Origin of the sequence: Xanthomonas arboricola pv. guizotiae (assembly GCF_002940205.1) — a bacterium.
Taxonomy (GTDB): domain Bacteria; phylum Pseudomonadota; class Gammaproteobacteria; order Xanthomonadales; family Xanthomonadaceae; genus Xanthomonas; species Xanthomonas arboricola_C.
In genome coordinates this window covers 18,997-45,088 of sequence record NZ_MDSK01000034.1, presented here as the reverse complement: position 1 = coordinate 45,088, position 26,092 = coordinate 18,997, and the positions used below count along the sequence as shown (strand labels likewise).

At 68.3% G+C, this 26,092-nt stretch carries 17 protein-coding genes; 8 read left to right on the top strand and 9 right to left on the bottom strand.

The annotated features are described in order from the left end of the window. Positions 1-79: 79 nt before the first annotated feature. The 4 genes from XarbCFBP7408_RS17710 to recC form a co-directional block, all read right to left on the bottom strand. Positions 80-1,135: a virulence RhuM family protein gene (locus XarbCFBP7408_RS17710; protein ID WP_047126549.1), complete on the bottom strand. Its 1,056-nt coding sequence runs from the start codon at positions 1,133-1,135 to the stop codon at positions 80-82. A 138-nt stretch (positions 1,136-1,273) separates the two neighbouring features. Next, positions 1,274-3,493, bottom strand: a complete 2,220-nt coding sequence (gene recD / locus XarbCFBP7408_RS17705; protein WP_104564072.1) for an exodeoxyribonuclease V subunit alpha — start codon at positions 3,491-3,493, stop codon at positions 1,274-1,276. Between the two features lie 353 nt (positions 3,494-3,846). Beyond that, a complete protein-coding gene (locus XarbCFBP7408_RS17700) occupies positions 3,847-8,052 on the bottom strand; it encodes a UvrD-helicase domain-containing protein (RefSeq protein WP_104564071.1) in 4,206 nt (1,401 codons plus the stop codon). Further along, positions 8,049-11,453 carry an exodeoxyribonuclease V subunit gamma gene (gene recC, locus XarbCFBP7408_RS17695; protein WP_104564070.1) on the bottom strand — a complete coding sequence of 1,135 codons (3,405 nt, stop codon included), beginning with the start codon at positions 11,451-11,453 and terminating at the stop codon, positions 8,049-8,051. The genes XarbCFBP7408_RS17700 and recC overlap by 4 nt, the downstream gene beginning before the upstream one ends. A 303-nt stretch (positions 11,454-11,756) precedes the next feature. Here recC and XarbCFBP7408_RS17690 point away from each other — a divergent pair, with 303 nt between their 5' ends. From XarbCFBP7408_RS17690 to XarbCFBP7408_RS17665, 6 genes are read left to right on the top strand one after another with little or no spacing between them, the layout of a single operon-like run. Next, on the top strand, positions 11,757-12,551 hold the full coding sequence (locus XarbCFBP7408_RS17690) for an ABC transporter ATP-binding protein (protein ID WP_054592475.1): 795 nt from the start codon (positions 11,757-11,759) through the stop codon (positions 12,549-12,551). Continuing rightward, the gene (locus tag XarbCFBP7408_RS17685) at positions 12,551-13,300 is read left to right on the top strand and encodes an MlaE family lipid ABC transporter permease subunit (RefSeq protein WP_016902129.1); all 750 of its coding nucleotides are present in this window, start codon (positions 12,551-12,553) and stop codon (positions 13,298-13,300) included. The genes XarbCFBP7408_RS17690 and XarbCFBP7408_RS17685 overlap by 1 nt, the downstream gene beginning before the upstream one ends. Positions 13,301-13,311: 11 nt before the next feature. Continuing rightward, positions 13,312-13,857, top strand: coding sequence for an outer membrane lipid asymmetry maintenance protein MlaD (gene mlaD, locus XarbCFBP7408_RS17680; RefSeq protein WP_104564069.1), 546 nt, complete (start codon positions 13,312-13,314; stop codon positions 13,855-13,857). Continuing rightward, positions 13,854-14,516: an MlaC/ttg2D family ABC transporter substrate-binding protein gene (locus tag XarbCFBP7408_RS17675; RefSeq protein ID WP_104564068.1), complete on the top strand. Its 663-nt coding sequence runs from the start codon at positions 13,854-13,856 to the stop codon at positions 14,514-14,516. The genes mlaD and XarbCFBP7408_RS17675 overlap by 4 nt, the downstream gene beginning before the upstream one ends. Next, positions 14,506-14,805, top strand: a complete 300-nt coding sequence (locus tag XarbCFBP7408_RS17670; protein ID WP_104564067.1) for an STAS domain-containing protein — start codon at positions 14,506-14,508, stop codon at positions 14,803-14,805. The genes XarbCFBP7408_RS17675 and XarbCFBP7408_RS17670 overlap by 11 nt, the downstream gene beginning before the upstream one ends. 10 nt (positions 14,806-14,815) lie before the next feature. Beyond that, positions 14,816-15,859, top strand: a complete 1,044-nt coding sequence (locus XarbCFBP7408_RS17665) for an MlaA family lipoprotein (RefSeq protein WP_104564066.1) — start codon at positions 14,816-14,818, stop codon at positions 15,857-15,859. A 247-nt stretch (positions 15,860-16,106) separates the two neighbouring features. Here the strand turns inward: XarbCFBP7408_RS17665 and XarbCFBP7408_RS17660 are convergent, their stop codons facing one another. The 3 genes from XarbCFBP7408_RS17660 to XarbCFBP7408_RS17650 form a co-directional block, all read right to left on the bottom strand. Then, complete coding sequence (locus XarbCFBP7408_RS17660) at positions 16,107-16,652, bottom strand: glutathione peroxidase (protein WP_104564065.1); 546 nt, start codon at positions 16,650-16,652, stop codon at positions 16,107-16,109. A gap of 153 nt (positions 16,653-16,805) precedes the next feature. Continuing rightward, positions 16,806-17,210, bottom strand: coding sequence for a hypothetical protein (locus tag XarbCFBP7408_RS17655; protein ID WP_181106870.1), 405 nt, complete (start codon positions 17,208-17,210; stop codon positions 16,806-16,808). A 171-nt stretch (positions 17,211-17,381) separates the two neighbouring features. Further along, positions 17,382-18,965 (bottom strand): DNA recombination protein RmuC, encoded by a 1,584-nt coding sequence (locus tag XarbCFBP7408_RS17650; RefSeq protein ID WP_104564064.1) that lies wholly within the window; start codon positions 18,963-18,965, stop codon positions 17,382-17,384. A gap of 258 nt (positions 18,966-19,223) precedes the next feature. Here XarbCFBP7408_RS17650 and XarbCFBP7408_RS17645 point away from each other — a divergent pair, with 258 nt between their 5' ends. Together XarbCFBP7408_RS17645 and XarbCFBP7408_RS17640 are read left to right on the top strand one after the other, a co-directional pair. Continuing rightward, positions 19,224-19,604: a hypothetical protein gene (locus XarbCFBP7408_RS17645; RefSeq protein WP_104564063.1), complete on the top strand. Its 381-nt coding sequence runs from the start codon at positions 19,224-19,226 to the stop codon at positions 19,602-19,604. 207 nt (positions 19,605-19,811) lie between these two features. Next, on the top strand, positions 19,812-21,227 hold the full coding sequence (locus XarbCFBP7408_RS17640) for an amino acid permease (protein ID WP_104564062.1): 1,416 nt from the start codon (positions 19,812-19,814) through the stop codon (positions 21,225-21,227). A 415-nt stretch (positions 21,228-21,642) separates the two neighbouring features. Here the strand turns inward: XarbCFBP7408_RS17640 and XarbCFBP7408_RS17635 are convergent, their stop codons facing one another. Together XarbCFBP7408_RS17635 and xopAH are read right to left on the bottom strand one after the other, a co-directional pair. Beyond that, a complete protein-coding gene (locus XarbCFBP7408_RS17635) occupies positions 21,643-24,117 on the bottom strand; it encodes a GH92 family glycosyl hydrolase (RefSeq protein WP_104564061.1) in 2,475 nt (824 codons plus the stop codon). A 349-nt stretch (positions 24,118-24,466) separates the two neighbouring features. Beyond that, on the bottom strand, positions 24,467-25,978 hold the full coding sequence (gene xopAH, locus XarbCFBP7408_RS17630; RefSeq protein ID WP_104564060.1) for a XopAH/AvrB family type III secretion system effector: 1,512 nt from the start codon (positions 25,976-25,978) through the stop codon (positions 24,467-24,469). Between the last annotated feature and the right edge of the window lie 114 nt (positions 25,979-26,092).

Here is a 26,092-nt window from a genome sequence, read left to right as displayed (position 1 = left end):
GAAAATCAATCACTTACGCGTGATGGCTCCAACCTCAGGCGTCGATCAGAAGTCTATCGAGGAGTTGTTCAGAGCTTCCCTAGCGCAAGTCCTCGTCGGCACCGTCCACCCGGTCTCCTGCATCAAGCTGCTGCAACACGCGATCGAAATCGCTCACGAACAGCTGGTCCTGCACGATGCGGTACTTTTCGAACTCGCTTTCCGCATGCGCTTTGGCGATCTCGGCGGTGACGCGCCCTGCGTCCTGCAACACCTGCCGGTCGGTTGCTTCGATGAAACGATTCAGACGTGTTTCCCAATCCTGCATGGTCATCGGAATCTGCCGCAGTGCCATGTCCTCGGCCAGGTCCAGATAGGCCGATACGAGGCGTTGCAACTGCGCCATCTCGCCGGTGGTCAGGTAGTTCTTGGCAACCGCCACGTCGAACTTCTGGATCTTCCCGCGCGGTGCATCGGCCCAGGTGGTCAGGCCCATGTGCTGCTTGCCGGCATCGGCTCGGTGGTAGACGACTTCTGCTGCGGTTTGCCCGTGGATGGCCCAGTGCAGCTTGTTCTGCACTGTGGCGAAGAACCGCTGGGTTGCCTGCGCGGTGGCATCGTAGTCCAGGGCGGTGGCGTAGATGTCGGTGATCTTCTGGTAGAACTTGCGCTCGGAGAGACGGATCTCGCGGATGCGCTGCAACTGCTCTTCGAAGTAGCGCTTGCCGAGCACCGTGCCGTCATTCTTCAGGCGCTCATCGTCCATCGCGAAGCCCTTGATCGTGAAGGACTCGATGATGGTGGTGGCCCACTTGCGGAACTGCACCGCGCGCTCGGAATTGACCTTGTAGCCCACGGCAATGATGGCCGCGAGGTTGTAGTGCTTGGTGTCGTAGCTCTTGCTGTCGGCGGCAGTTATTCGAAAATTTCGAATAACTGCATCTGGCTGTAACTCGTTGTCAGCGAACACCTTTTTCAGGTGGTAGTTGATGGTGTGGGTTTCGACATCGTAGAGCTGGGCCAGCATCTTCTGCGTCAGCCAGACGTTTTCGTCGGCATACGCCGCCTGCACGCCGCCCTCGCCTGCGGCGGCCACGAAGGTCAGGTATTCGGCCGCCGACGAGCGGACGAGCGAAATTTCATGCTTTTTCGCCATTGATGCCTCCCATGCTGGCGATACCGCACAACCAGTTTTTCTTCGTCCATGATGCTATCCGGGCATGCCCGGTGATGGTGATAGGCGAACGTGCCGTTCTGCCGTAAGTGATGTTGCCATTGCGCCGGCTCGCGTCCATCAGAACAACGAACCCTGCACGGGCAACGCAGTAGCTGGTTCTGTTGCTGGCTTGGCGGGTGCCGCCTGCTGCTGCGCACCCAACCGCCACGCTAGGCCAGAGATGCGCGCGGCGTGCCGGGCGAGCGCGCTGCGGATGACCGCTTCGCTGCCGGCCAAGTGCAGGGCGCGGCGGGCGCGGGTGATGCCGGTGTAGAGCAGTTCGCGGCTGAGCACGCGGGCGTCGCGGGTGGGCAGTTGCAGCCAGACGGTGTCGAATTCGCTGCCCTGGGCCTTGTGTACGGTCATGGCGAAGGCGCTTTCGTGCGCGGGCAGTGCGGCGGGGTGGAAGCCGCGCACCTGGCCGTCGCCGTCGCCTTCGAACCAAGCGACCAAGGGGCCCTGCCCGGCTTGGCCGGCATTGGGACCGGCGTCGCTGCGTGCTGCAACGGAATGCGCGCCGCTGCGTCCGGAAGAGTGCGCGGTTTCGCCGGGCCGTGGAGAAGCGTTCGTCTCGCTGCGCGCCAAGAACGCATCTGCGTCATCGCGCACCGCAGTGGGATTGGGTGCGCTTGGCAAGCAGATGCCGACATCGCCGTTGAACAGGCCGTGGCGGTAGCTGTTTTCGGTGATCAGCAGCAGGCGGCCCTGGAACCAGGGCGAGGCGCCGCCGAGACGGCGGGCGCCGGAGCCGGTCTCGGCCAGCAGTTGTTCGATGCGCGCGTTGAGACCACGCGCGCCCTGCGGGCCGGCACGCACCGCGGTGAGCAGGCGCAGGCGGCCTGCGTCGCGCAATGCGGCGGCGGGGTCTTGAGCGGTGGCCAGCGCGCGCCAGTGCGCGAGCAGCGCGTCGCGGCCCAGGGCCAGCGGGTCTTCGCCGTCTTCGTGGAAGTGCACGCCGGCCAGCTCGCCGCTGCGCAGCAGGGCCAGGGCGGTGTCGGCGTCGCCGGCGCGCACGGCGTCGGCCAACGGGGCCAGTGCAAAGTCGTCCGCCTGCCGGTAGCCGCGCAGCAGGTGCACGCGGTGGCCAGCCAGGCCGCCGCCGTGGCTGGCGGCGGGCGTGGTGTCGCCGGGCGCGTTGCCGAGCAGTGCTTGCAGCGCCTGTGCGTCCTGCGGCTGCAGGGCATCGCCGGGCCCGGCGGCCTGCAGGATGGCGGCGAGCACGTCGCCGGCTTCCACCGAGGGCAGCTGGTCGGCGTCGCCGAGCAGGATCAGCTGGGTGCCATCGGCGACGGCTTCGACCAGCTTGCACATCAGCGGCAGGTCGACCATGGAAGCTTCGTCGACGACGATCAGGTCCAACGGCAGCGGGTTGTCGGCGTGATGGCGGAACTGCGGGGAATCCGGGATGACGCCGAGCAGGCGGTGCAGGGTGCTGGCGCCGCTGGGCAGGGCATCGGCCAGGGCCGGGTCGATGCCGCCGGCGATGGCGCGCGCGACCGCAAGGCGCAGGCTTTCGGCCATGCGCTCGGCAGCGCGGCCGGTGGGCGCGGCCAGGGCGATGCGCGGGGCCGGGGTGTTGGCTGCGTGTGCCTGGGCGATGCGCAGCAGCAGCAGGCGGGCGATGGTGGTGGTCTTGCCGGTGCCGGGGCCGCCGGTGACCAGCAGCAGGCTGCGGCGCAGCGCCAGGGCGGCGGCCTGGGCCTGGCGGTCTGGGTGGTGAGATGGCTTGGGCGGGGCCGTGCCTTCTCGGTAGATGGATGGCTCGGGCAGGCCCGCGCCCTCACCCGCCCTTCGGGCACCCTCTCCCGGGGGGAGAGGGGATGAGGCGGCGGCGTTCGGGAATAACTGGGCGAACAGCGGGGCTAGCGTGGCTGCGTCGAACAGGGGCGGCGACTGGGCGGCGATGCGTTGCAGGCCCAGCGCCAGGCGGCGCTCGTACTCGCGGTAGCGGCGCAGATAGAGCAGGCCGCGTTCCAGCACCAGCGGGCAGTCGGCGGCGGCGGGATCTTGCGGATTCGGTTGGTCGACCCAGCGCGAGGCGGCCAGGGTGCGTTGCCAATCGGTGGGGTCCGGGAGTGCGGGCGCTGGGCCCTCGCGCGTGTCCAGCAGCATGCCGGCGCGGGCGGGGTCCAGCCCTGCGTGGCCGCTGGTGACGGCCAGCGAGGCGAGTGCGGCGCCGGCCAATACCTGGGAGTCGGTGTCCGGGGCCAGGCGTTGCAGGCTCTGGGCGAAGGCCAGATCCAGCGGGCGCAGGGCGTCGGCCTTGATCAGCGCGTTGAAGAGGGTTGGGTGGTTCATGGGGTGGACGCCTTCTGGGCGCAGGCGCCCTCACCCCAACCTCCACTGCGCGCCCCGGCCCGCGCGGCGCGGCGCAGACACTGCCAGGCACGCGCGCCAGTGTGCGCAAGCGGGGTCTGCCCGCCCCGAGGGGAGCCGGACGTGCGCACAGCGCTGATCGGGCGTGCGGTCTGTTGGGTCATGGCTTGGATGCTTCGGCGGCGGACGTACCCTCACCCCACCCCCCGCTCCGCGCCCCAGCCCGCGCCAGCGGCGCGGGCGCGCCAAGGCACGCGCGCCGGTGGCGCGCAACCAGTGCCTTATCGCCCCGGGGGGAGCGGGGCTTTGGTGCGTCAGCGGTAAGGGGCTGTGCGCTAGCGGGCATCGGGCGTGCCTGGGTTGCTGGATGTCGGCTCCGGGGCGCTGCCGGCGAACAGGGCGTCCAGGGCTTGGACCAGCGCCGGGTCGAAGCGCCAGGCGTGGATGCCGGGTGCGGGCGTGGCGCGGTTGACGGCGTCGAAGCCGGCGTCGGAGTCGAAACCCGAATCGGAGATGGAGCTGGCGCCATTGACGGGGTCGGAATCGGAGGCGGCGCTGGCGCTGGCGCCGTTGACGGAGTCGGAGTCGGAGTCGAAACCGGAGTCAGAACCGGAACCGGGGATAGAACTGGAGTCGGCTGCGGGGTTGCGGGTGGCGTCCAGGCCGCGGCAGAACAGGTAGCGCACGCCGCCGAAGTCGCGGGCGTAGTCGTAGCCATCGCCCAGGCGGAAACGCAGCCAGCGGTGCAGGGCCACGGTGTAGATCAGCGCCTGCAACTCGTACTCGCTGTGCGCCATGGCGCGGGCCAGGGCGTCGGCGTCGTAGCTGGGCAGGCGGTTGGACTTGTAGTCGAGCACGTACCAGCGCCCGTCCACGGTGTAGGTGAGGTCAATCAGGCCGGTCATCAGGCCTTCCAGCCGCTGGCGCGCGCCGAAGGCCTGGCGGTCGCCGACCACGCCAAACCGGTGCAGCAACGCGAGCAGCGCATCGACGCGGGTGGGCCGCATGGCGAAATGGAATTCCATCTCGTTGCGGCGCTGCGGCTCGGGCACGGCAGCCAGGGTGGTGCCTTCGGGCAGGGCCACGGTGAGGGTGTGGCCGATCAGCGCGGTGAGCATGGCCAGGCCGTCGTCCCATTCCTTCTCGACGTAGCCGCCGCGTTGCAGCGCCTCGAGGATGGCGGCAGCCTGGCCCTCGGGTGCGGGCAGGCCGGGGCGCCAGGCCTGCCAGGCAGCGAAGTCGCAACGCTCGAATACGTCGTGCATCACCACGCCGAAGCGGTTGCCGGCAAAGCGCGGGTCGAAGGCGTCGACCTCGGCGGCCACCGCAACGGCCTCGCTGCCGGAGGGCTCGTCGCTGCCGCCACTGCCGACCACCGTGGCGCTGGCCATCGGGTCGGTGGCGGCGCCGGCATCGGCATTGGCCAGCTGGGTGAAGCTGTAGACCCACCAGTCCGGGGCGATATGCCGCTGCGGCGCGCGCGCAGGCGGCACCTGCGCCTCGACCGGCGGCGGCAGGCGCGGCAGGTTGGTGGGCGGCGTGGACGTGTCCACCACCACTGCGCCCTCGCCGGCCGCGCCCTGCAGCGCATCGAGCGCGCGCAGCATGCCGGACAGTGCGGTGCGCTCGTGCTGGTGGAACGGGCCGCTGGCGATCCACAGCGCGTGCTCGGCACGGGTCAGGCCGACGTAGAGCAGGCGTGCGTCTTCGGCGCGTTGTTCCTGCTTCCAGGCCGCTTCGGCGGCGCTCCAGGTCGGGTCGTCTTTATCAGTCTTCCAGTGCAGCTGGCGGCCGAGCTCCGGCGCATGCAGCACGCAATGGCGGCCGGCGCCCTTGTCGCTGCGGCCGATGCCGATGTACGGCAGGAACACCAGCGGATATTCCAGGCCCTTGCTCTTGTGCAGGGTGACGATCTGCACGCGGCGCGCGTCCGACTCCAGCCGCAGCTGCTGGGCTTCGTCGTTGTCGTCGGCATTGGCGATGCGGCGCGACAGCCAGTCGACCAGGCCGTGCGGGCCGAGCGCGCGGGCGTCGGCTTCCTGCAGCAGTTCGGCCAGCTGCAGGTAGTTGGTGAGGCGGCGCTCGCCATCGACCAGGGCGAGCAGGCGTTGCCCGTGCGCGGCGCCCAGGTCGCCGATCAGGGCGAGCGGGCCGCCGCGCTGCCAGCGCTCGCGCCAGTCCAGCGCCTGCTGCTGCCAGCGGCGGTGACGCTCGCCGTCGTGTGCGAGCGCGGCAATGGCGGCGGCATCCGCGCCGATCAGCACGGTGGCCAGCGCGGCACGCAGGCGGCTGTCGTCGCCCGGGTCGAGCAAGGCCTGCAACAGGGCCAGCAGCTCCAGCGCCTCGTCGGTGGCGAACAGGCTCTGCTTGCCGGCCGCCACGGCGGGGATGCCCACCGCGCCCAGCGCCTGCTGCATGCGCGTGGCCTCGCCGTGGCTGCGCACCAGCACGGCGATATCGCCGGCCTGCACCGGGCGGCCATTGACGGTGGCGGTGCCGTCGCGGCCGCCGGCCAGCCAGCCACGGATCGCCGCCACGCAGGCGGCGGTGGCCAGCTCGCGGGCGCGGTTGGCGCTCCAGGGTTTGGGCTTTCCTGCTTGCTTGGTTTTTGCCGCTGCCGCGGCAGGTGGCAGCGGCGGTTCCGGTGCGCGCCACAGCGTCAATGCCGGGGCGGTGACGCCATCGCGTTGCAGATCGGCATCCACGCGCTTGGTGCCGGCCTGCACCGGGTGGAAGGCGATGCCGTCGGTGAGGAAGGCATCGCTGTAGCCGGCCTGCGCGTACAGCGCGTCGATGGCCGCCAGCACGCCGGGGCGCGAGCGGAAGTTGTGGCTCAGCGGCGGGGCGAGTTCGGCAGTGACGGCGGCGGCCAGATAGGTGCGCACGTCGCCGCCGCGGAAGCCGTAGATGGCCTGCTTGGGGTCGCCGATCAGAAACAGCGCCGGCTCCAGGCCGGCGGCGCGCGCGCGCGGGCCTTCGCCGAACACATTGGAGAAGATCGCCCACTGGCGGTCGTCGGTGTCCTGGAATTCGTCCACCAGCGCGATGGCGTATTGCGCGCGCAGCCGCGTGACCAGCGCCTGCGCCTGCGCGCCTTCCAGCGCGTGCGCGACGCCATCGACCAGGTCGTCGTAGGTCTGCACGCGGCGCTGGCGCTTGAGCAATGCCAGCCGTGCGATGGCGTCGTCGCGCAATGCGTGCAGCAGGCGGATGCGGCGACGTGTGCGCCATGCTTCGACACCGGCCAGCGCGGTGAGATAGCCATCGATCTCGTGGCTCAGCGGCGAGGCCGGCGTGCGCTCGACGAACTTCTTGTTGGTGCCGGCGGCCAGTTCCGCAGCGGTCAACTTGATCAGCTTGGCGTGCGGGGCGGCGTTGACCGAGGGCGCGGCGGCGAAGCTGTCGAACCAGTGCCACAACGCTGTTAGCCACTCGGGCTTGTAGCTGACCTTGCTCAGGATGCCGCCGTCGATGGCGGCCATGATGGTGTCGAAAAACGCGCTGCCGTGCGCCTGGAATGCGGCGGCCAGTGCGGCGCTGGCGTCCTGCACCGCTTGCAGCAGCGCAGCGGAATCGTCGTTTGTCGTGGCGGCCGCCGGCAACAGCGTTGGATGGCGCACCAGTGCGCGCAGATCGCTGGCCAGTGCCTCCGGGCCGCCCGACCACAGCGCGATCAGGTCTTCGGCCATTGCCGCATCGGCGGCGCGCTGGCGCCACAGATCGGCGGCGACTTCGCCCAGCAATTCGCGGTCGTTGGCGAGCAGTTCCGGTGCGGCGAAGGCCTGGCCGCTTTCCAGCGCATGCTCGCGCAGCACACGCGCGCAGAAGCCGTGGATGGTGAACACGGCGGCCAGGTCGATTTCTTCCACCGCCTGTTGCAGGCGGCGGCGCAGGGCCGCGGGTGTTTCGGTGCCGGTGGCCAGGTGGGTGGCGAGGATGGCGCGCGTAAGCAGCACATCGGGCGCGTCCTGTAGGAGCGGACCTAGCCGCGACGGGTCACCGGCGAGATCGGTCGCGGCCCGGGCCGCTCCTACGGGGGCCGCGGGTGTTTCGGTGCCAGTGGCCAGGTGCGTGGCGAAAAAGGCGTCGGGCGCGTCCTGTAGGAGCGGACCTGGCCGCGACGGGTCGTCGGCGAGGTCGGTCGCGGCCGAGGCCGCTCCTACGGGGGCCGCGGGTGTTTCGGTGCCAGTGGCCAGGTGCGTGGCGAGAAGGGCGTCGGGCGCTTCGTGTAAGAGCGGACCTGGCCGCGACGGGTCGTCGGCGAGGTCGGTCGCGGCCGGGGCCGCTCCTACGGGGGCGTCGGGGACTAGCGTCGCGGCCAGCACCAGGCGCTCGCGGATGCGGCGGCGCAGTTCCTGGGTGGCGGCCTCGGTGAAGGTGACGGCGAGGATCTGGCCGATGCGCAGCCCACGCTCGACCACCAGCCGGGTGAATAGCGTGGCCAGGGTGAAGGTCTTGCCGGTGCCGGCGCTGGCCTCGATCAGGCGTACGCCATGCAGCGGCAGGTGCAGATACGGGTCGGTGACCGGGCTGGGGCTCATCCGGCCTCTTCCTGCGCGCCATGCCAGTGGCGCCAGCTCTCGGTCAGACGCTCCGGATCCAGCGTGGCATCGGCGTTGCCGCGCTCGAGCAGGTCGTACACGCGGTGGCTGGTGATGGCGAAATCGGCAAAGCGCTGCGCGTCAGCGAACGGGTCGCGGCCGCGGTTGACCAGGCGCAGTTCCGGGCTGTGCGATTCGCTCCAGCCGAAGCTGGACTGCCACTGCCCGGCAGCGTCCTTGATGGCCTTGTCCAGGTCGTCGCTGCGCGCGGCCTGGTGATATTTCCAGCTGCTGTAGGGCGCGAACGCCAGCGGCGTCTGCAAGCCCTGCCGATACACCTGCAGCAGGGCGGCCAACGCACCCTGCGCCTGCGTCTGCGACAGCGGTTCGGCGTCGATGGGATGCGGGCCCAAACCGTCTTCGTCTTCGAAGAAGCGCACGTACGGCGCGTGCTCGCCGGCGGCGCGCAGCAGCAGCCATTCCAGGCCGTGGCGGATCGCGCTGCGGCCGCTGAGCGCGCCGACCTGCACCCGCCCCACCCCGCTCGCATACCAGCCGGGCACGCGGCCGTGCACCTCGGTCTGGCCGATCTGCACCTGCAACCGGCGCGACTGCGCCGGCGCCTCGCCGCGCCAGTGCCGGAATGCCTCGGCATACGGGCGCAGTTGCGCCACCCGCTCATCGAGCTGGCGTCGCCCCAGTGGCCCGGACGGCAGCAACGCGCGCGCGCGCAGACGCTCGTAGAGCCGCTCGGTGTCGCCGGCCAGCGCGGCGTCGAACACGTGCTGCTGCAGGCCGTATTGCTCCAGCCCGCGCGTGGGCGCGAGCAGCGGTTCCAGATCGCTGTCTTCGCCGGCCGGATCCGGTAGGCGCATTCCCAGGCGGTGGCGCAGGAACTGCCCGGCCGGGTCGGCGAACAGGCGGCGCAGTTCGTCGATCGACACGCTGGCCGGCACTGCGATGTCATCGGCCGGCAACGCGCCGGCCACCCACGGCGCCAGCGGCTGGCGCTGGCCGGTAAGGCTGTCCACCGCAGGCCGCCACTGCCGGCGATAGCTGAAACGGCGCGGGTCGGCGCCGTGATCGCCCGGCGCACCGAAGGCGGCGGCGGCAAATGGCTGCAACGGGTGGTGCACCACCAGCGTGTCGATTGCCGCCGGGTCGGCGTGGTACTGCACGGCGCTGCCCAGCAACTCGCTGACCAGCACCGACGGTTCGCGCGCGCTGCCGTCGCGCGCATCGGCGCCGAGGTAGCTCAGGTAGAACACGTCCTGCGCGGAGGCGAACAACTGCAGGAACAGGAACCTATCGTCTTCGCGGGTCGAGCGGTCGCCGTGGCGGCGACGCTCGGTGCCCAACTCGGCAGTGAGGCGATTGAGCCCGGCGGCCGGGTCGCGGCGCGGGAAGTCGCCATCGTTCATGCCTAGCAGGCAGATCGCGCGAAATGGCAGCAAGCGCATCGGCACCATGCGGCCGAAACTGATGCCGCCGGTGAGCAGCGGCGCGCGCGTGTCCGACTCGCCCAGCACCGCGGCAAAATGCGCGCGCACCACTTCGGCTGGCACGGTTCCCGCGTAGTCGGCGCGCACTGCGTCGCGGGCGAATTGGTCGATCAAGCTGCGCAGCCGATCCAGCGCGCGCTGCGCGCGTGGTGCCGAGGGCGCTTTTGGCATCAATGCCTCCAGCAGGCCGAGCAGCCGCTCGCGCCACTCGACCGGCGTCATCGCCTCAGCCAATAAAGATTGGTGACGTTCGAGCACACGCAGCAGCTTCAACAAGATATCCAGTGCGGCCAGCGCGCTGCCTTCCAGCTGCGGCCAGGGCGCCACACCCTCGATATCGTCGTCGGTGCCGCTGGCATGGCCGAGCAGCAGCCGGTCCAGCGCGAAGCACCAGGTGTAGGCGTCGTCGCCCGGTGCCTGATGCTGTCGCCGGTGCGCCGCATCCAGCCCCCAGCGCGCGCCGGCCGCATGCAGCCAGCCGCGCAGACGTTCCAGCCCGGCTTCGTCCAGGCCGGCGGCCTCGGCGATCGGCGCACTGGCGAGCAGGTCGAGGATCTCGTGCAGGCCGAAGCGTGCGATCGGCAGGCCGAGCAAGCTCAGGAACACTTCGGCCAGCGGCTCGCTGGCCAACGGGCTGGCATCGGCCAGCGCGTACGGCAAGGCATCGTCGTTGCCGTGGCTGCCGAACACCGCGTCCAGGTACGGCACGTACGGGTCGATATTTGGCGACAGCACCGCGATCTCGCGCGGCTGCAGCGGCGGGTCGAAGCGCGCATCGTCGAGCAAGGCGCGCAGCTGGTCGTGCAGCACCTGCAGCTCGCGCAGACGGGTGTGGCAGGCGTGCACCTGCAGGCTGGGGTCGTGCAGATTCACCGCCGGCAACGCGGCAGGCACGCTGGGCGCGCGGCGATGGAACAGGTCGCTCTGCATGCGCCGCAGCAGGCTGTCGCCCAGGCCGCCGTCAGCCAGTGCGCGGCGGCCGGACTCCAGCGGGTCGGCGTAGGCGGCGATCTCGGCCAGCGGGTGCACCACCTCGTAGTCGCCGACCAATGCCATGAAGTCGCGCCCGGCCGCGCCCCAGGCCTGCAGCAGCGGGTTTTCCTGCACCTGCTCGGCAAACAGCTGCACCGCACCGTCTTCGCGACGGCGCTGCCACAGGGTTTGCAGGTCGCCCCAGTAACCTTGCGTGGGCGTGGGCAGGTAGAAATGCAGCGTGCCCACGCGCGCCTGCGTGGCCAGCACGCGCAGCACGTCGGGCGAAATATTCAAGATGGCGAAGGCGAACAGGCGCCTGGGCAAGCCCTGCGGCAGCGGGCCGTCCGGGCGCGCGTAGCGATCCAGATACTGGCCGATGCGACGCGCGCGGTATTGCCGGCCGGTGGCGATGCTGCGCCACAGCCGCGCCTGCGGATCATCGGGGTCGGCGCCGCCTTCCCAGCGCAGCAACCAGTCGCGTCGCCAGGCCTGGTACTTCTCGAACACATTGCCCAGCTCGCCGGCCAGCGCCCAGGGTTTGAGCGCATCGCCATCGGACAGATACCCGGCCAGGGGCGCCAACGCCGCATCGCCGCCCAGATCGGCCTGCAAGGCGGTGTACAGGCGCCACTGCGTGGTGGCCATGTCCAGGTCGTCGTCGGCCGGGCCGAGATTGCAGTCCAGCGCGCGCGCGACGAATTCGCCCGGGGTGAGGAATTCCAGATTGGCCGCAACCCCATGCTCGGCCGCCAGCGTGGACTGCAACCAGCGCCGCATCGCCACCTGCGGGATCAGCACCACCTCCGGCTGCAGCAACGGCTGCTGCGGTACCGGCCGGCGCAGCTCCTGTGCGAGCAGGGCAGCCAACGTATCCAGCGCATTTGAGGGATAGAGGCGGAAATCGGGCGCGGAAGTGGCGTGCATGCGTACGCGCATTGTGCCGGATGCGGCCGTGCTGCGCTGTTGCCCAGGACCGGCGCGCAGCGAGTGGCGCCGCTGTTCGGGCCGTACTGGAGTGGGCAGAGGCGAGGCCGCTGCAGCGTACGTTTCATCTGTCCTGCGCACGCACGCGTCTCGATTGTGTCGCAGGACACGCTGTTACACGGCCGGTACCCAGCAGCGGCCGCAACGCCGCGCAGGGATGCGACAATAGTGCACGCGCCGGTTCGGTTATGTTCAGCCGGATGACGGCTACTCTATCGCGTTGGAATTCTGTTAAAGGCTTCGATGACGGCGTCCGCATCCCCTGTCGTGCAGTTGTCCGGTGTCCGCATCGATCGCGGCGGTCGCACGATCCTGCGCGACGTCTCGCTCGATGTGCCGCGCGGCAGCATCACGGCCGTGCTCGGTCCTTCCGGTAGCGGCAAGTCCACCTTGCTGGCCGCGCTGACCGGCGAACTGCGTCCGGTTGCCGGCACGGTCACCCTGTTCGGCAGCGCGATCCCGCATGGTAACCGTGCACTGCTGGAGATGCGTCGCAATGTCGGCGTGCTGCTGCAGGGCAATGGCCTGCTGACCGACCTCAGCGTGGCCGACAACGTCGCGCTGCCGCTGCGCACCCACACCCGCCTGCCGGCGCCGGTGCTGCAGCGCCTGGTGCAGATGAAGCTGCATGCGGTGGGCCTGCTGGCCGCCGCCGATGCCTGGCCGCGCGAACTGTCCGGCGGCATGGCGCGGCGTGTGGCGCTGGCGCGGGCGCTGGCACTGGACCCGCCGCTGATGATCTACGACGAACCGCTGACCGGGCTGGACCCGATCGCCTCGGGCGTGATCATGAGCCTGATCCAGCGCCTCAACGACAGCCTTGGCCTGACCAGCATCATCGTCAGTCACCACGTGCACGAAACCCTGCCGATCAGCGACCAGGCGGTGGTCATCGCCAATGGCGGCATCGTGTTCGCCGGCACGCCCGAGCAGTTGCAGGACAGCACCGACCCGCTGGTGCAGCAGTTCCTGCATGGCCAGCCGGATGGCCCGATCGCCTTCGATGCGGCGCCGCGGCGCGACCGGAGTGCTGCCTGATGGCCATGGTCGACTCGATCCGTGCCTTCGGCCGCGCCGGGCTGTTCTCGCTGACCGTGCTGCGCGGTTCGGTGCCCACGCGCGACTTCATCGCCGAGCTGGTGCGCGAGATCTACAAGGTCGGCGCGCGCTCGCTGCCGATCATCGCCGTCGGCGGCGCCTTCGTCGGCCTGGTGCTGACCCTGCAGGGCTACCGCACGCTGACCACCTATGGTGCGTCGGATGCGCTGTCCACCTTGCTGGGACTGTCGCTGTACCGCGAGCTGGCACCGGTGCTGACCGCGCTGTTGTTCATTGGCCGGGCCGGCAGTTCGATCGCGGCCGAGCTTGGCCTGATGCGCGCCACCGACCAGATCAAGGCGCTGGAACTGATGGCCATCGATCCGGTGGCCAAGGCGGTGGCACCGCGCTTCTGGGCGGCGGTGCTGACGGTGCCGTTGCTCACCGGCGTGTTCTGCTCGCTGGCCATCACCGGCGGCTACTTCGAGGCCGTACACGTGTTGGGCATCGACAACGGCACATTCTGGTCGGGGCTGAGCAACAGCGTGGACTTCTGGGACGACTTCGGCGTGGCGATGCTCAAGTCGGCGATCTTCGGCGGCACCGCCGCGCTGGTGGCCGCCTACGTGGGCTTCCATGCCGAACCGACCATCGAAGGCACCTCGATCGCCACCACCCGCGCGGTGGTGAACGCCTCGCTACTGGTGCTGATGTTCAACTTCGTCCTTTCTGCAATGTTGTTTAGGTGAGTGGAATAACTATGGTCATGCGTGGACCACGACTCGAATTCGCCGTCGGCGCCTTTCTGCTGCTGACCCTGGCCTCGCTGCTGGTGCTGGCGGTGGCCTCGACCAACCAGCGCTGGGGCTTCGGCTCCAGCCAGTACACGCTGACCGCGCGCTTCAGCCAGATCGGCCAGCTGCGTGCGCAGGCGCCGGTGAAGATCGGCGGCGTGACCATCGGCAAGGTGTCCGACATCAGCCTGGACCCGACCAAGTTCGACTCGGTGGTCACCCTGTCGCTGGACAACAAATACAAGGATCTGCCCGCCGACACCTCGGCCGGCATCTTCACCAGCGGTTTGCTGGGCGAGAGCTATATCGGGCTGCAGCCGGGCGGCGACCCGGAGACGCTCAAGCCGGGCGAGGAAATCGGCTTCACCCAGCCGGCGGTGGATCTGCTGCAGCTGGTCGGCAAATACATGTTCAGTGGTGGCGGTGGCGGCAGCAATGCCCCGGCTGCCACCGATGGTCAGGCGCCCGCGCCCGGCCAGTCCGCTTCTCCCTCTACGGAACCACACCAATGAAGACCACCCTGCTTTCCGCCATCCTGGCCTCGACCGTGTTGGTCTGCGCACCGGCGACCGTGCTGGCGCAGCCGGCTGCTGCCAGCGCGCCTGCGCAGGGCGCGGCGACCAAGACCGTCATCGACAGCAGCACCCGCATCCTGAGCACGCTGGATCAGCGCCGCGCCGAGTTCCGCAGCAACCCGGCCGCCCTGCGCCAGTACATCAATGGCGAATTGAACAAGGCCTTCGACCGCGACTACTCGGCCCGCCTGGTGCTGGGCGTCAACGGCCGTGGCGCCTCCGATGCGGACGTCAAGCTGTTCGCCGATGCGCTGGCCGACAACCTGATGCAGCGTTACGGCACCGCGCTGCTGAACTTCGAAGGCAAGCCAACCTTCCGTGCCAAGTCCGAGAGCGCGCTGCCGGGCAACCGCGGCGTCAAGGTGTCCACCGACCTGCTGCGCGCCGGCAACGACCCGACCCCGGTCGATTACATGATGCGTAACGTCGGCGGCCAGTGGAAGATCTTCGATGTGATGATCGAAGGCATCTCCTACGTGCAGACCTTCAAGACCCAGTTCGACGGCCCGCTGCGCGAGAAGGGCATCGCCAAGGTCGCCGCAGAGCTGCGTAGCGGCAATCTGCAGGTCGGTCCGGCACCGGCCAATGGCAAGTAACAGCTCCGTGCAACGCAATGGCGACACGCTGGTACTTACCGGCGTGCTTGACCGCGACGCGGTCACTGCGGCCTGGCCGCAGGCGATCGCGCAGCTGGACGGCATTCGCACGCTGGACCTGTCGGGTGTACAACGCCTGGACAGTGCCGGCGTGGCGATGCTGGCCGAACTGGCTGCGCGTGTGCGCAGCAGCGGTGCCGGTCCTGTCACGGTGGTGGGTGCAGCGTCCGGTCTGGACGAATTGCGTGCCGCCTACCGTTTGTCCCCTACTTTCGATTTCCAGGCCTGAGCGCCACCCCATGACCCAGCTTCGCCCCCTTTCCCTGTTGGCCTGCCTGCTGCTTGGCGCCTGTGCCAGCCATGCTCCGAAGCCCGCACCGCCTGCGGCCGCGTCCGCCCCGGATGCGACGCCCGCGCCGGCACGCGACGATGCCGGTGTGACCGCGCAGCCGGCCGCCGCCGGCTTTGCCGCCCCCGACGCCCTGCCGGCCACCGCGGCGGAGCCTGCCGAGCAGACCAGCGCCGATGCCGGCACGGCCGGTGCCCCTACCTCGGCCGAGGATGACTTCGCTGCGCTCTACGGCCCCACCACCCCGCAGGCCGGCGCCAACGCTGCACCGGCACAACCCGGTGACGCGCCGTCCTACGATCCGTGGGAGCGCTACAACCGCGGCATGCACCGCTTCAACCTGGCGGTGGACCGCGGCGTCGCGCGTCCCTTGGCCACCGGCTATACCAAGGTGGTGCCGCGTCCGGCCCGTCTGGGCGTGACCAACTTCTTCGACAATCTCGGCACGCCGCTGACCATGGTCAATCAGCTGCTGCAGGGCCACCCGGTGTATGCGGTGCAGTCGCTGGGCCGCTTCGTGATGAATTCCACGCTGGGCGTGGCCGGTCTGTTCGACCCGGCCTCCGCGGCGGGCATCCCGCGCCGCAGCGAGGACTTCGGTCAGACCCTGGGTGTGTGGGGCTGGCGCAATTCGCGCTACTTCGAGTTGCCGCTGTTCGGCCCGCGCACCGTGCGCGATACCTTCGGCCTGGGCGGCGACATTCCGCTATCGCCGTTGCGCCAGGTCGACGACAGCGGTGCGCGCTTCGCCCTGCAGGGTTTGCAGCTGGTGGATACGCGCTCGCAACTGATGTCGCTGGATTCGCTGCGCGACCAGGCACCGGACGAGTACGCGCTGACCCGCGATGCGTGGATGCAGCGCCGCAACTACCAGATCGTGCGCGATCTGCGCAGCCATCGCGAGAAGGACAACGAGTTGCCCGACTACCTGCGCGAGGACAAGGACAGCACCGTGCCGGTGGATGCGATGCCGATCCCGCAGTGGATTCGTTGATCGGTTGAGCTTGCGGTTTGGATGAATACAAAGCCCGGGAGCGATCCCGGGCTTTTTTGTGCGCTGGTCTTTTACGGCCTTCCGGCTGACGGTGGCGGCTGGGGTAGCTGGAGCACCGTCCGGGCCGCGATCTCGCGTGGAGGGAACTCCGCCGGCAAGGCCTTCCCCTTAGATGGCGCGGATCACCGGCAATATAAACAGCGATCGCAGCGACGCGGATCAAATCAGTTCGCCACCGCGCCAGGTGCTACGCCGCCAGCGCCGCATCCACCGCTGCACGCAGGCGCGCATCGTCTGCCGGCACGTCGGGCGCAAAGCGATCGATGACCTGGCCGTCGCGGCCGATCAGGAATTTCTCGAAGTTCCACAACACGCCCGGTGCCGGGTTGGGTGTAATGCCGTAGCCGGCCAGCTTTTCGCGCATCGGGCCATCGCCGGTGGCCTGCGGGCGGGCGCTGGTCAATGCCTGATACAGCGGATGGGTTTCGGCGCCGGTGACGGCGATCTTGGAAAACATCGGAAAGCTCACGTCGTAGGTGAGCTGGCAGAACTGCGCAATCTCCGCCTCGCTGCCGGGCTCCTGTCCGTTGAAGTCGTTGGCCGGAAAGCCCAGCACCTCCAGCCCCTGTGCCTGCTTGTCGCGATACAGCGCCTGCAGGCCTTCGTACTGCGGGGTCAGCCCGCACTTGGAGGCGACGTTGACCACCAGCAACACCTTGCCGCGATAGTCGGCCAGCGTGGCGGGCTCACCGTCGATGCGGGCCACAGGGATGTCGTACAGCGTCTGGCTCATCGGTGCGTCCTGGACAGGTGGAGCCGAAAGCATAAACCGTCAGGGTGGAGCGAGCGATGCCGCTGGCTCATGGCGCTTGCAGTTATCTGACGCGACGCGCACGGCCCGATCGGCTGATCGGCCTGTGCGCGCGCTTGACCCTGTTCGCAGCCATCAATCGATGCACAACGCGGCCTGGCCCATGCCGCCAACCACCTCCTGGCGGCAACCGAAGCGGTCGCTGTCGCGCTGGCAGGTGCCGGAGGTCGCGGTGCCGGTCGGCACGATGCTGGTGGCCAGGCAATCGCCGCTGCAGTAGGAGTTGTCACTGCAGGTCTTGCCGGCGTCGGCATACGGCACCACGCAACGCACCGTCTGCATGCGGCCGACCGGACGCAGTTGCCCGCCCTTTGCCGTGCAGTCGGCTGCGTCGGCGGAGACGGCGCGCGGAGGCTGTGGAGCGTTCGCCGCAGCGCCCGACCTGGCCGCCGGGGTATTGCTGCATGCGGTCAGCAGCAGCGCGCAGAGCACTGCGTGGATCCATCGGGTTGCCATGTTGAAACTCTCGTCTTGAACCAGGTGGGTACCAGCATCGCGGTGGCGATGTCTGCGTGGCGTGCTGGCTATCGGCGCAAGAGCACACGCCGGAGACCTGCGTTGGTAGGAGCGCACCCGGGCGCGATGAGGCGTTATCGGTAATGCCTGGTCGCGCCCGGGTGCGCTCCTACGCCGTGGCTTGTTGCAGCAGGATTACTCCTGCTCGTCGTTGCCGTCGTCTTCGTTGCTGCTTCCGGTGTCGTCGCTGCCGGCATCGTCCAGCAGCGCCTGGGACTGTTCGCTGGCCAGGGTTTCCACGCCGCGCAGGCGGCGTTCGATGGTGCGGGTCTTGCGGCTGGCTTCGCCCAGGCTCTTGCCGACCGTACTGATCTGCCGCTCGGCCTTTTCGAGAATGCCGGCGAATTTGCCGAACTCGCTCTTCACCGCGCCCAGCACCTGCCAGACCTCGCTGGAACGCTTCTCGATCGCCAGCGTGCGGAAGCCCATCTGCAGGCTGTTGAGCAGGGCGGTGAACGTGGTCGGGCCGGCCAGCACCACGCGATGTTCGCGCTGCAGCAGGTCGACCAGGCCGGCGCGACGGATCACTTCGGCGTACAGGCCTTCGGTCGGCAGGAACATCACTGCGAAGTCGGTGGTCTGCGGCGGGCAGACGTACTTGTCGCTGATCGACTTGGCCTGAATGCGGATGGCGCGCTCCAGCTGGGCGGTCGAATTCCTGATCGCGTCGAGGTCACCCTTTTCCTGCGCATCGATCAGGCGTTCGTAGTCCTCGCGCGGGAACTTGGCATCGACCGGCAGCCACACCACGGTGTCGTCGCCACGCCCCGGCAGGCGGATCGCGAAATCCACCGCTTCGGCGCTGTCGGGCCTGACCCGCACGCTGCGCGCGTACTGCTCCATCGTCAGCGTCTGCTCGAGGATGTTCTCCAGCTGCACCTCGCCCCAGCCGCCGCGGTCCTTGACGTTGGTCAGCACGCGCTTGAGGTCGCCCACGCCGGTGGCCAGCTGCTGCATTTCGCCCAGGCCGCGCTGTACCTGCTCCAGGCGTTCGGAGACGAGCTTGAAGGAGGCATCCAGGCGTGTGTTGAGCGTGGTCTGCAGTTTTTCGTCGACGGTGGCGCGCATCAGTTCGAGCTTGCTGGCGTTGTCGTTCTGCAGGTTGGCCAGCTGTTGTTCCAGCGTGGCGCGCAGTTCGCCGATGCGCAGTTCGTTGCGCTGGGTGAGTTCGGTCAGACGTTGGCCCAAGGCCTCGGTGAAGCGCTGCTGCGACTCGCCGGCCTCTTGCCGGCCCTTGCGGGAATCCTCGGCCAGCGCGTCGCGCAGGGCGGCCATGTGGGTGTCGGTGCGTGCGATCAGTTCGGTCAGTTGCTGGCCGAACACCTGGATGCGGGTTTCCTGCTGCTGGCCGAAGCCGTCGAGCTGGGTGCGCAATTCGGTCAGCCGCAGGGTCAGCAGTTCGCCGGTGCGTTGTTGCGCCAGGGCGCTTTCTTCGCGGGCCTTGCGCGCATCTTCACCGAGCGCGTCGCGCAACAGGTCCAGGCGCTGGTCGGTGCGCGTGGACAGTTCGGTGAGATTGCGCGCGAAGGTTTCCAGGCGGCCGTCCTGCTGCCGCGCCAGGCCTTCGAGTTGCTCGCGCAATTCGCCGCGACCGTCGCGTTGCTCGGCGCGCAGCGCCAGCTCCAGGCCGCTGGTGGAAGGACGTCGCAGCAGCGTGATCAGCTGCAACACCAGGACTGCGACGAGCAGCCCGAGAAGGATCAGGGATTCGGATGACATGTGCGCAGTGTAGCCGGGCCGGTCGCAGGGGCTGCGTCAGTGGCTTGCCGGCCGGCGGCGGCTGCAGGGCGCAGTTGGGTGGCGCGCGCACTGTGCCAAGGCAGCACATCAGGGCGCTTCGCGCAGATGTCTGCAGCCGCTGCGCGAAGCGGGCCAGACAGCGCCGCGGTGATGGAGTTGCAGGCAGATTGCAGCGCATTGACCTCGGCGTGACCTGCGCATGGGTAGGGTGGGGCTCTGCTTTTGCGAGGCTTGCCGATGACCACTGCCACCAACCAAACCCGCCTGCTGGCGCTGGGCCTGTTTGCTTTTCTGGGTACCTTTGCGGCGATCGTGTGGTACCTGACGCGGCCCTACGGCACGGTGTATTTTTTCCCGGTGCATTTTTTGATCGGCGCGGCGTTGCCGTTTTTGATCTATGCAATCGGCGGAACCCGGCTGTGGTTCTGGATCGGCATGGGCGTCACCGCGCTGGTGCTGCTGTGGTTCAACCTGTGGGGCCACGAAGCCAATGGCGCAGCGCCGCAGTTGCTCGACTGGAGCCACTTCGCTGCCGGTGTGGTCGGGCTTGCCGGTGCCTGGGCAGTGCAGCTGATCTATCGCAACGCGCGCCCGCCGCATCGCCCGTCGGTTGAGTGAGCGGAGATTCGGGAGTGGCGATTTGGGAATCGCCTCGGCAGTGACATATAGGGTGGGCGTGCTCGGTGATGGGTCTGTAGGGCGCACGGGGATGCCGTGCGCGTGTGTGCCCTGCACGACCGCCACCGCCGCATGACCTTGGACCGATAGCTTTGCTGCGGCGCGTTGGGCGACACTCGCGAATTGTTTGATTCCCGCGAGGTCCGCATGTCGTCTTGGCTCAGGCGCAAATCCATCGATCAGGTCACTGTGCACGAGGCCGGCCGGCAACTGGTCCGCAGCCTGAGTTGGCCGCATCTGATTGCGCTCGGCATCGGCGCCATCGTCGGCACCGGTATCTACACGCTGATTGGCGTGGGCGCCGACAAGGCCGGCCCTGCGGTGCTGCTGTCGTTCGTGGCGGCCGGCATCGTCTGCGCCTGCGCGGCGCTGGCGTACGCGGAGATGGCCACGATGATGCCGGCCGCCGGCAGCGCCTACACCTACAGCTACACCGCGCTCGGCGAGAGCATCGCCTGGGTGGTGGGCTGGAGCCTGGTGCTGGAGTACTCGCTGGTGGTGAGCACGGTGGCGGTGGGCTGGTCGGGCTACTTTGTCGGCTTCCTGCAGTGGCTGGGGGTGAGCTTGCCGCATGCGCTGGTTGCCGGGCCGCATGCCGGCGGCATCGTCAACCTGCCGGCGGTGGCGATCACCTTCCTGGTGGCCGGCATGCTGATGGCCGGCACCAAGGAAAGCGCGACGCTCAATGCGGTGCTGGTGGTGTTGAAGATCATCGCACTCGGCGTGTTCGTGGCCATTGCGTTGCCGACCTTCAACAGCGCCAACCTGCAGCCGTTCATGCCGTATGGCTTCTCCAAGGCGATGGGCCCCGACGGCGTGGAGCGCGGGGTGATGGCGGCGGCGGCGATCATCTTCTTCGCGTTCTACGGCTTCGATGCGATCTCCACCGCGGCCGAGGAGACCAAGAACCCGGGGCGCGACCTGTCGATCGGCATCGTCGGTTCGATGATCGGCTGCACGCTGATCTATGTGCTGGTGGCGCTGGCGGCAGTGGGGGCGATGAGCTTCACCGTGTTCGGCAAGAGCCCGGAGCCGTTGGCACTGATCCTGCGCGAACTGGGCCATGGCAAGGCGGCGCTGGTGATCGGTGCGGTGGCGATCATCGCGCTGCCGACGGTGTTGCTGGCGTTCCTGTACGGGCAGAGCCGGATCTTCTTCGTGATGTCGCGCGACGGGCTGTTGCCGCGCGGCTTGTCCAAGGTCAATGCACGCACCGGCACACCGGTGGCGATCACGCTGTTCACGGCGGTGCTGGTGGCAGCGTTGGCGGGCGTGGCGCGGCTGGACGAGATCGCCGCGCTGGCCAATGCCGGCACGTTGGCGGCGTTCACCGCGGTGGCCGCCTGCCTGTTGGTGTTGCGCGTGCGCGAGCCAGGCCGCGCGCGGGCGTTCCGCACGCCGCTGGCCTGGGTGGTGGGACCGGTGGCGATCGGCGGCTGCCTGTATCTGTTCTGGAGCCTGCCGAGCAAGACGCAGGGATGGTTCCTGTTGTGGAACGCGCTGGGCGTGGTGGTGTATCTGGCGTATGGGCGGCGCAATAGCCGGTTGAACCAGGCCGGGTGAGGCGCGATGTCCCCCTCGCCCGCGCGCGAGAGGCTTGCAGAACACCGGGGCAATGCCAGCACTCCCTTCTCCCGCTGGGACATTGTCCTCCTTTGGGGGAGAAGGTGGCGCGTAGCGCCGGATGAGGGGCGCCTCGGACATCCAGCACGTGCCTGCGATGACGGACGCGTCGCGACGCGCCTTCAAGAATGAAGCGATGGAGGCGAGCTGTACCATTTCCCGCCGGGAGAACGGACCAAGCCTGCTGTCATCCAGCTTGGCCAGTGGCTTCGCCTCCTACCCTCATCCGCCCCTTCGGGGCACCTTCTCCCAGCGGGAGAAGGGAACAACGAGCCCCTCTTTCCCGATGGGGGAGGGGTTTTCATCCGCCGGTCTGACGGATCAGGGCATCCGGCGGATCAAGAGCACGTGCTGCTCACTGCGCTGCTGGCGTGGCACAGAACGAGGTCGGCAACGCATCCGCTTGCGTGCCCCACCCTTGGGTCGGGGCGCGGCTGGTCAGCGCGAACGACAGCGTGCCGCCCTGCTGCAACTGCGCCCAGTCCAGGAACACCTGTGGCTGCGGCTTGCCGTTCAAGCGCACGCCTTCCACGTACTGCAGCGCGCGGCCGTCGGCGCCGGGGGCGTCGATGCGCAGGCGCTTGCCATTGCCCAGGTCCAGCGTGGCGCGTTTGAAGCGCGGGGTGTGCAGCAGGAATTGGCCGCTACCCGGCACCACCGGATACAGGCCCAGGGCGCTGAACAGGTACCAGGCCGACATGGTGCCGAGGTCGTCGTTACCGGTGACGCCATTGGGCGCGTTGGTGAACAACTGCTGCGCGGCGCGCACCACGGTGGCGGTCTTCCACGGCTGGCCGATCAGTGTATACATCCACGGCGCGTGCAGGTCCGGTTCGTTGTTAGGGTTGTAGCGGTACTGGTTGTAGTAGCTATACGGGCCGACCACCCAGTGCGTGCGTGCGCCATTGCGCGGGTCCTTGAGCAGGTCGTCGTAGGCGAAGAAGGTGTCCAGGCGTTTGCCTGCCTGTTCGGTGCCGTGCATGGCCTGCAGCATGCCGGGGATGTCCTGTTGCACCAGCCACTGGTATTGCCAGGCGGTGCCTTCATGGAAGCCGTGCTGCGAGCGTGGGCTGTACTGGTCGTTGGACGGCGCGTACCAGCTGCCATCTTCCAGACGCGGACGCGGGAAGCCGGCAAAGCCGGTATCGGCATCGCGCACGGTGGCGTCCCAGACGCGGTGCCAGTTGCCGCCGCGCGCGCGCAGCTGCGTGCTGTCCTCGGCATGGCCCAGGGCGTGGGCCATCTGTGCCAGCGCGCAATCGGCCAGCGCGTATTCCAGTGTGGCCGAGCCGCCGTGGTGCGGGTCCACGTCCATGCCCTTGGACGGAAACGCGCGGTCGTATTGCACGAAGCCGTTGGCGAGATAACTCGCATTGCCCGAGCGCCCGGAATGCCGCGAGTTGATCGGCGGTTGGCCGAAGGCGTTCTGGCGGAGCGCCGCGTAGGCCTCGGCCTCATTGCCCTGCAGCGCGCCGAAGCGCCACAGGTCGACCAGGAAGGGCGTCACCGGATCGCCGGTCATGATGTTGGTGTCGTAGTTGGCGTAACCCCAGCGCGGCAGCCAGCCGCCCTGCCGGTGGATGGCCAGCAGCGAGCGGCCGATATCGCGCGCACGTTGCGGGCGCAGCAGCGCGAGCAACTGGTTCTGCGAGCGATAGGTGTCCCACAGCGAGAAGTATTCGTAGTAGGTCCAGCCATCGGCGTTGTGGATGGCATCGTCATAGCCGCGGTAGCGACCATCGGCATCGCTGCCGGTGAGCGGTTGCAGCAGCGCGTGGTACAGCGCGGTATAGGCCACGCTGCGGTCATCGTTGCTGGCGCCTTCCAGCTGCAGGCTGGCCAGTTCCTTGCGCCAGGCCTGCTGCGCGCGCTGGCGCATCTGCTCCAGGCTTAGCGGTTTGCCGCCCTGCATGCCGTCGGCGCGCAGATTGGTGCGGGCGCCTTCGGCATCCACATGCGAGATCGCGCTGACCACGGTCACCGCACGCGCGTGTTTGCCGGTGCCCAGCGGGAAGCTGAGCCAGGCGCCATTGGGTTTGAGTTCGCCGCCCATGCCGTGGCGTGCGCCGGGCACGCCGCCATCTTCGCCCCAGATGCCGTGCGCGGTGAACGGGCGATCGAATTCCAGCCGGAACCAGGTGGTGTACTCGTGGCCGCCGCAGAAACTCTGCGTGACCAGCTTGCCTTCCACCACGCGGTCACCGACCAGCTGCACCTGGCTGCCGATCACTACGTGGCGGTCGTTGGCCTGGGCCACGTTGACCAGCACATGGCCGGTGTCGGCGCCGGGCGCAAAGGTATAGCGCTCGGCCGCGGCACGGGTGAGTGCGCTGGCTTCGGCGTCGATGCCGCCGTAATCGGTGAGCCGCACCTTGTAGTAGCCGGCCTGCCCCACTTCGCCGTCGTGCGTGTAACGGGCGGCATAGCGTTTCTGGTCGAAGGCCTTGGCATCGCCGGTGTCGAAGTCGCCGCCGGGACCGATGCGGCCGGTCACCGGCAGGATCGACACCTGCCCGCCCTGCTCCCAGCAACCGGCGCCGGACAGGAACGAATGCCCGAAGCCGCGGATGCTGGGGTCGTCATAGCGCCAGCCGGCGTAATGCGCGCCGATCGGGCTGACCTGGATCAGGCCGAACGGTGCCGACGCACCGGGGAAGGTATTGCCGTCGTCCTTGCTGCCGATGAAGGTGTTGACCTGCGCCGGGTCCTGCGCGGCCAGCGGACCGGCGAGAGTGACACCCAGCAGGCACAGGCCGGCGGCGGCGCGGCGCCACAGCGGCGTTGATGAAAGACGCGACCAAGCGCGATGAGAGGCAACAACAAGAAGCATGCAGGACACCTCGGGGAAGAGCGGCCGCAACCGCAGGTGAGATCGCGCATACCGCTCGCCCCAACACGCGGCGACCGGCGCAGGACGAGGGTGCGCGAAAACCGACTCATGCCACAACCCCGGATGGCGTCAGGCGCAGTAATGACCTTGTCTGGACGCAGCGCTCTACCCTCCGCACTTACTGCGGACAGGACACGCCCCGATGGCAGCGCAGCGGAGGATTGCCAGCTCCTAATTGCCCTGCAATGGAGTCCATCAGCCTGAGCAGTCGCCCAGGCGGCGGCGCACGATGTGCTTGAGGGCATCCGCCATGCTGCCCGCGTCTCTTCAACCGACTCCTGGCGGCGCGTCAGTCGCGCGTGGATGCAGCGGTTTCGTGATCCGGCCGTTCGAACAGATCTGCGTAGTGCGTGCTGAAGCTTTCTCGATCGGTGAGGAAGGCTTCCAGGTCCGGCACATTTCCACGCGCGAATGGGGGCAGCTCGACACCATGCGCGTTCGCCAACGCACGGATGGCCAATTCGGTCTTTGCGGCGCTTCCTCGCAGGTCGGGCATCGCATGAGCCATCCACCAATGCAGGTTGCCAAGCGCCGGCATCAACTCGGCGCGATCGTGGGCTCGCGCAACCAGGTCGCCAAACAGGTTTTCGACATGGTTCATGATCGGCTGCACCAGTTCGAAAGGGGTGTGCGCGATGCAAGATGGAAGAGCGATGGCAGGCGGTTCTTGGTGTCCTGTGCGCGCCTGTTCGGCGAGCGGATGCTGAAAGTCTTCCGGATTCACCGCCAGCCGTAGTTGCGTGAGAGGAACCACCTCCCCATTCAATTCGCCCGCCATTTCGAAGACATCATGTGCCATGAACCCGTCGGGCATCGGTTGCGCAGCGTCGGCAACAAGGTCGTTGGTTTGCCGAACCAACGGAAGCTGGCGCGCGCGTTGCGACAGATACGCATAGCGCTCTACCAGGGGTGTGCCGCCGTCCGCCTGCCGTGGGTAACCCGCCGCAAATGGCTCAGCGTTCTCGTGTTCTGGCTTGCCGGGACCACCTGTCTGCGCTGTTTGCTGGCTGGCCCAGCTATGACGCGCTGCGCCGACGAAATCCCACAGTTGCCGGAAGCTTTGGATCTGCCCGCTTGCAATGCGTGCGCCGCCGTCCCGGGCGGTGGAATGAAAGCGGCGACCATATTGTTGATTTTCTGGTGTCGACTCCTGATTGAAGAGCGGGTCTGGCCAGCGTGCCACGCCGGTCAACGCAATCTGCGTAGGCGAAAGTCTGCTCTCGGCAGCAGGGCCTGGCAGTGCGTGAGGGATAGGCGGCGATACGGAGGTGAACATGTGGTCCAGCCCCTGCAGACCAGGCGCCAGCGCCGCCGATGCCGCCGCCTTCAGCAACGGTTTGGATCCGTGCGTGGTGACCGATTGAGCTCCCGGCTCATGGAAGAGACTGCTCTCGATGTCCAGCCTGCGTGCGCCTTGCTCTTCGGCGTAGCGCAGACGCACCTGTACATCCGAACTGATCCGTTGCTCTGGGGTCAGCGCCTGTGGGGGACGCTGGCGCTGCAAGTCCACGGTTACTGTTTCGCCCGGTCTGGACAGTGCCATTTCGATACCTGCCAGGGCCGCATTTGCCGGCTGCATTGTCATTGCCTGATGACTGGCAGCTTCGGAACCGTTCGTGGTTTGTTTTGCTCCGGAACAGAGCATGCCGGGAAGCGCCTTTTTCACCTTTCGTTTGAGGCCGCTCAGGGGGCCGGCTGCGCCGGCTGTCGTCGGCCGCGGCGGTGTATCTGCGGGTGCCGGTGACTGCGGCGTATCGCCCGAGGCAATGCCGCTGTGCGATGGCGCTTTATTGATCTTCATAAAATCCGGTAGTGCACGACGACGGTCGTTGTCGTTCTGAACGTAGCGCACAACCCCTGGCATTTAGCCGATAGCTCGGAAAGTGGTGGCTCATCAAGCGAAGCGTTGCGCGTG

Coding starts and splice junctions, on each gene's coding strand:
- XarbCFBP7408_RS17710 (WP_047126549.1), bottom strand. CDS start 1,135: ATGGCGAAAAAGCATGAAATTTCGCTCGTCCGCTCGTCGGCGGCCGAA.
- recD (WP_104564072.1), bottom strand. CDS start 3,493: ATGAACCACCCAACCCTCTTCAACGCGCTGATCAAGGCCGACGCCCTG.
- XarbCFBP7408_RS17700 (WP_104564071.1), bottom strand. CDS start 8,052: ATGAGCCCCAGCCCGGTCACCGACCCGTATCTGCACCTGCCGCTGCAT.
- recC (WP_104564070.1), bottom strand. CDS start 11,453: ATGCACGCCACTTCCGCGCCCGATTTCCGCCTCTATCCCTCAAATGCG.
- XarbCFBP7408_RS17690 (WP_054592475.1), top strand. CDS start 11,757: ATGACGGCGTCCGCATCCCCTGTCGTGCAGTTGTCCGGTGTCCGCATC.
- XarbCFBP7408_RS17685 (WP_016902129.1), top strand. CDS start 12,551: ATGGCCATGGTCGACTCGATCCGTGCCTTCGGCCGCGCCGGGCTGTTC.
- mlaD (WP_104564069.1), top strand. CDS start 13,312: ATGGTCATGCGTGGACCACGACTCGAATTCGCCGTCGGCGCCTTTCTG.
- XarbCFBP7408_RS17675 (WP_104564068.1), top strand. CDS start 13,854: ATGAAGACCACCCTGCTTTCCGCCATCCTGGCCTCGACCGTGTTGGTC.
- XarbCFBP7408_RS17670 (WP_104564067.1), top strand. CDS start 14,506: ATGGCAAGTAACAGCTCCGTGCAACGCAATGGCGACACGCTGGTACTT.
- XarbCFBP7408_RS17665 (WP_104564066.1), top strand. CDS start 14,816: ATGACCCAGCTTCGCCCCCTTTCCCTGTTGGCCTGCCTGCTGCTTGGC.
- XarbCFBP7408_RS17660 (WP_104564065.1), bottom strand. CDS start 16,652: ATGAGCCAGACGCTGTACGACATCCCTGTGGCCCGCATCGACGGTGAG.
- XarbCFBP7408_RS17650 (WP_104564064.1), bottom strand. CDS start 18,965: ATGTCATCCGAATCCCTGATCCTTCTCGGGCTGCTCGTCGCAGTCCTG.
- XarbCFBP7408_RS17645 (WP_104564063.1), top strand. CDS start 19,224: ATGACCACTGCCACCAACCAAACCCGCCTGCTGGCGCTGGGCCTGTTT.
- XarbCFBP7408_RS17640 (WP_104564062.1), top strand. CDS start 19,812: ATGTCGTCTTGGCTCAGGCGCAAATCCATCGATCAGGTCACTGTGCAC.
- XarbCFBP7408_RS17635 (WP_104564061.1), bottom strand. CDS start 24,117: ATGCTTCTTGTTGTTGCCTCTCATCGCGCTTGGTCGCGTCTTTCATCA.
- xopAH (WP_104564060.1), bottom strand. CDS start 25,978: ATGAAGATCAATAAAGCGCCATCGCACAGCGGCATTGCCTCGGGCGAT.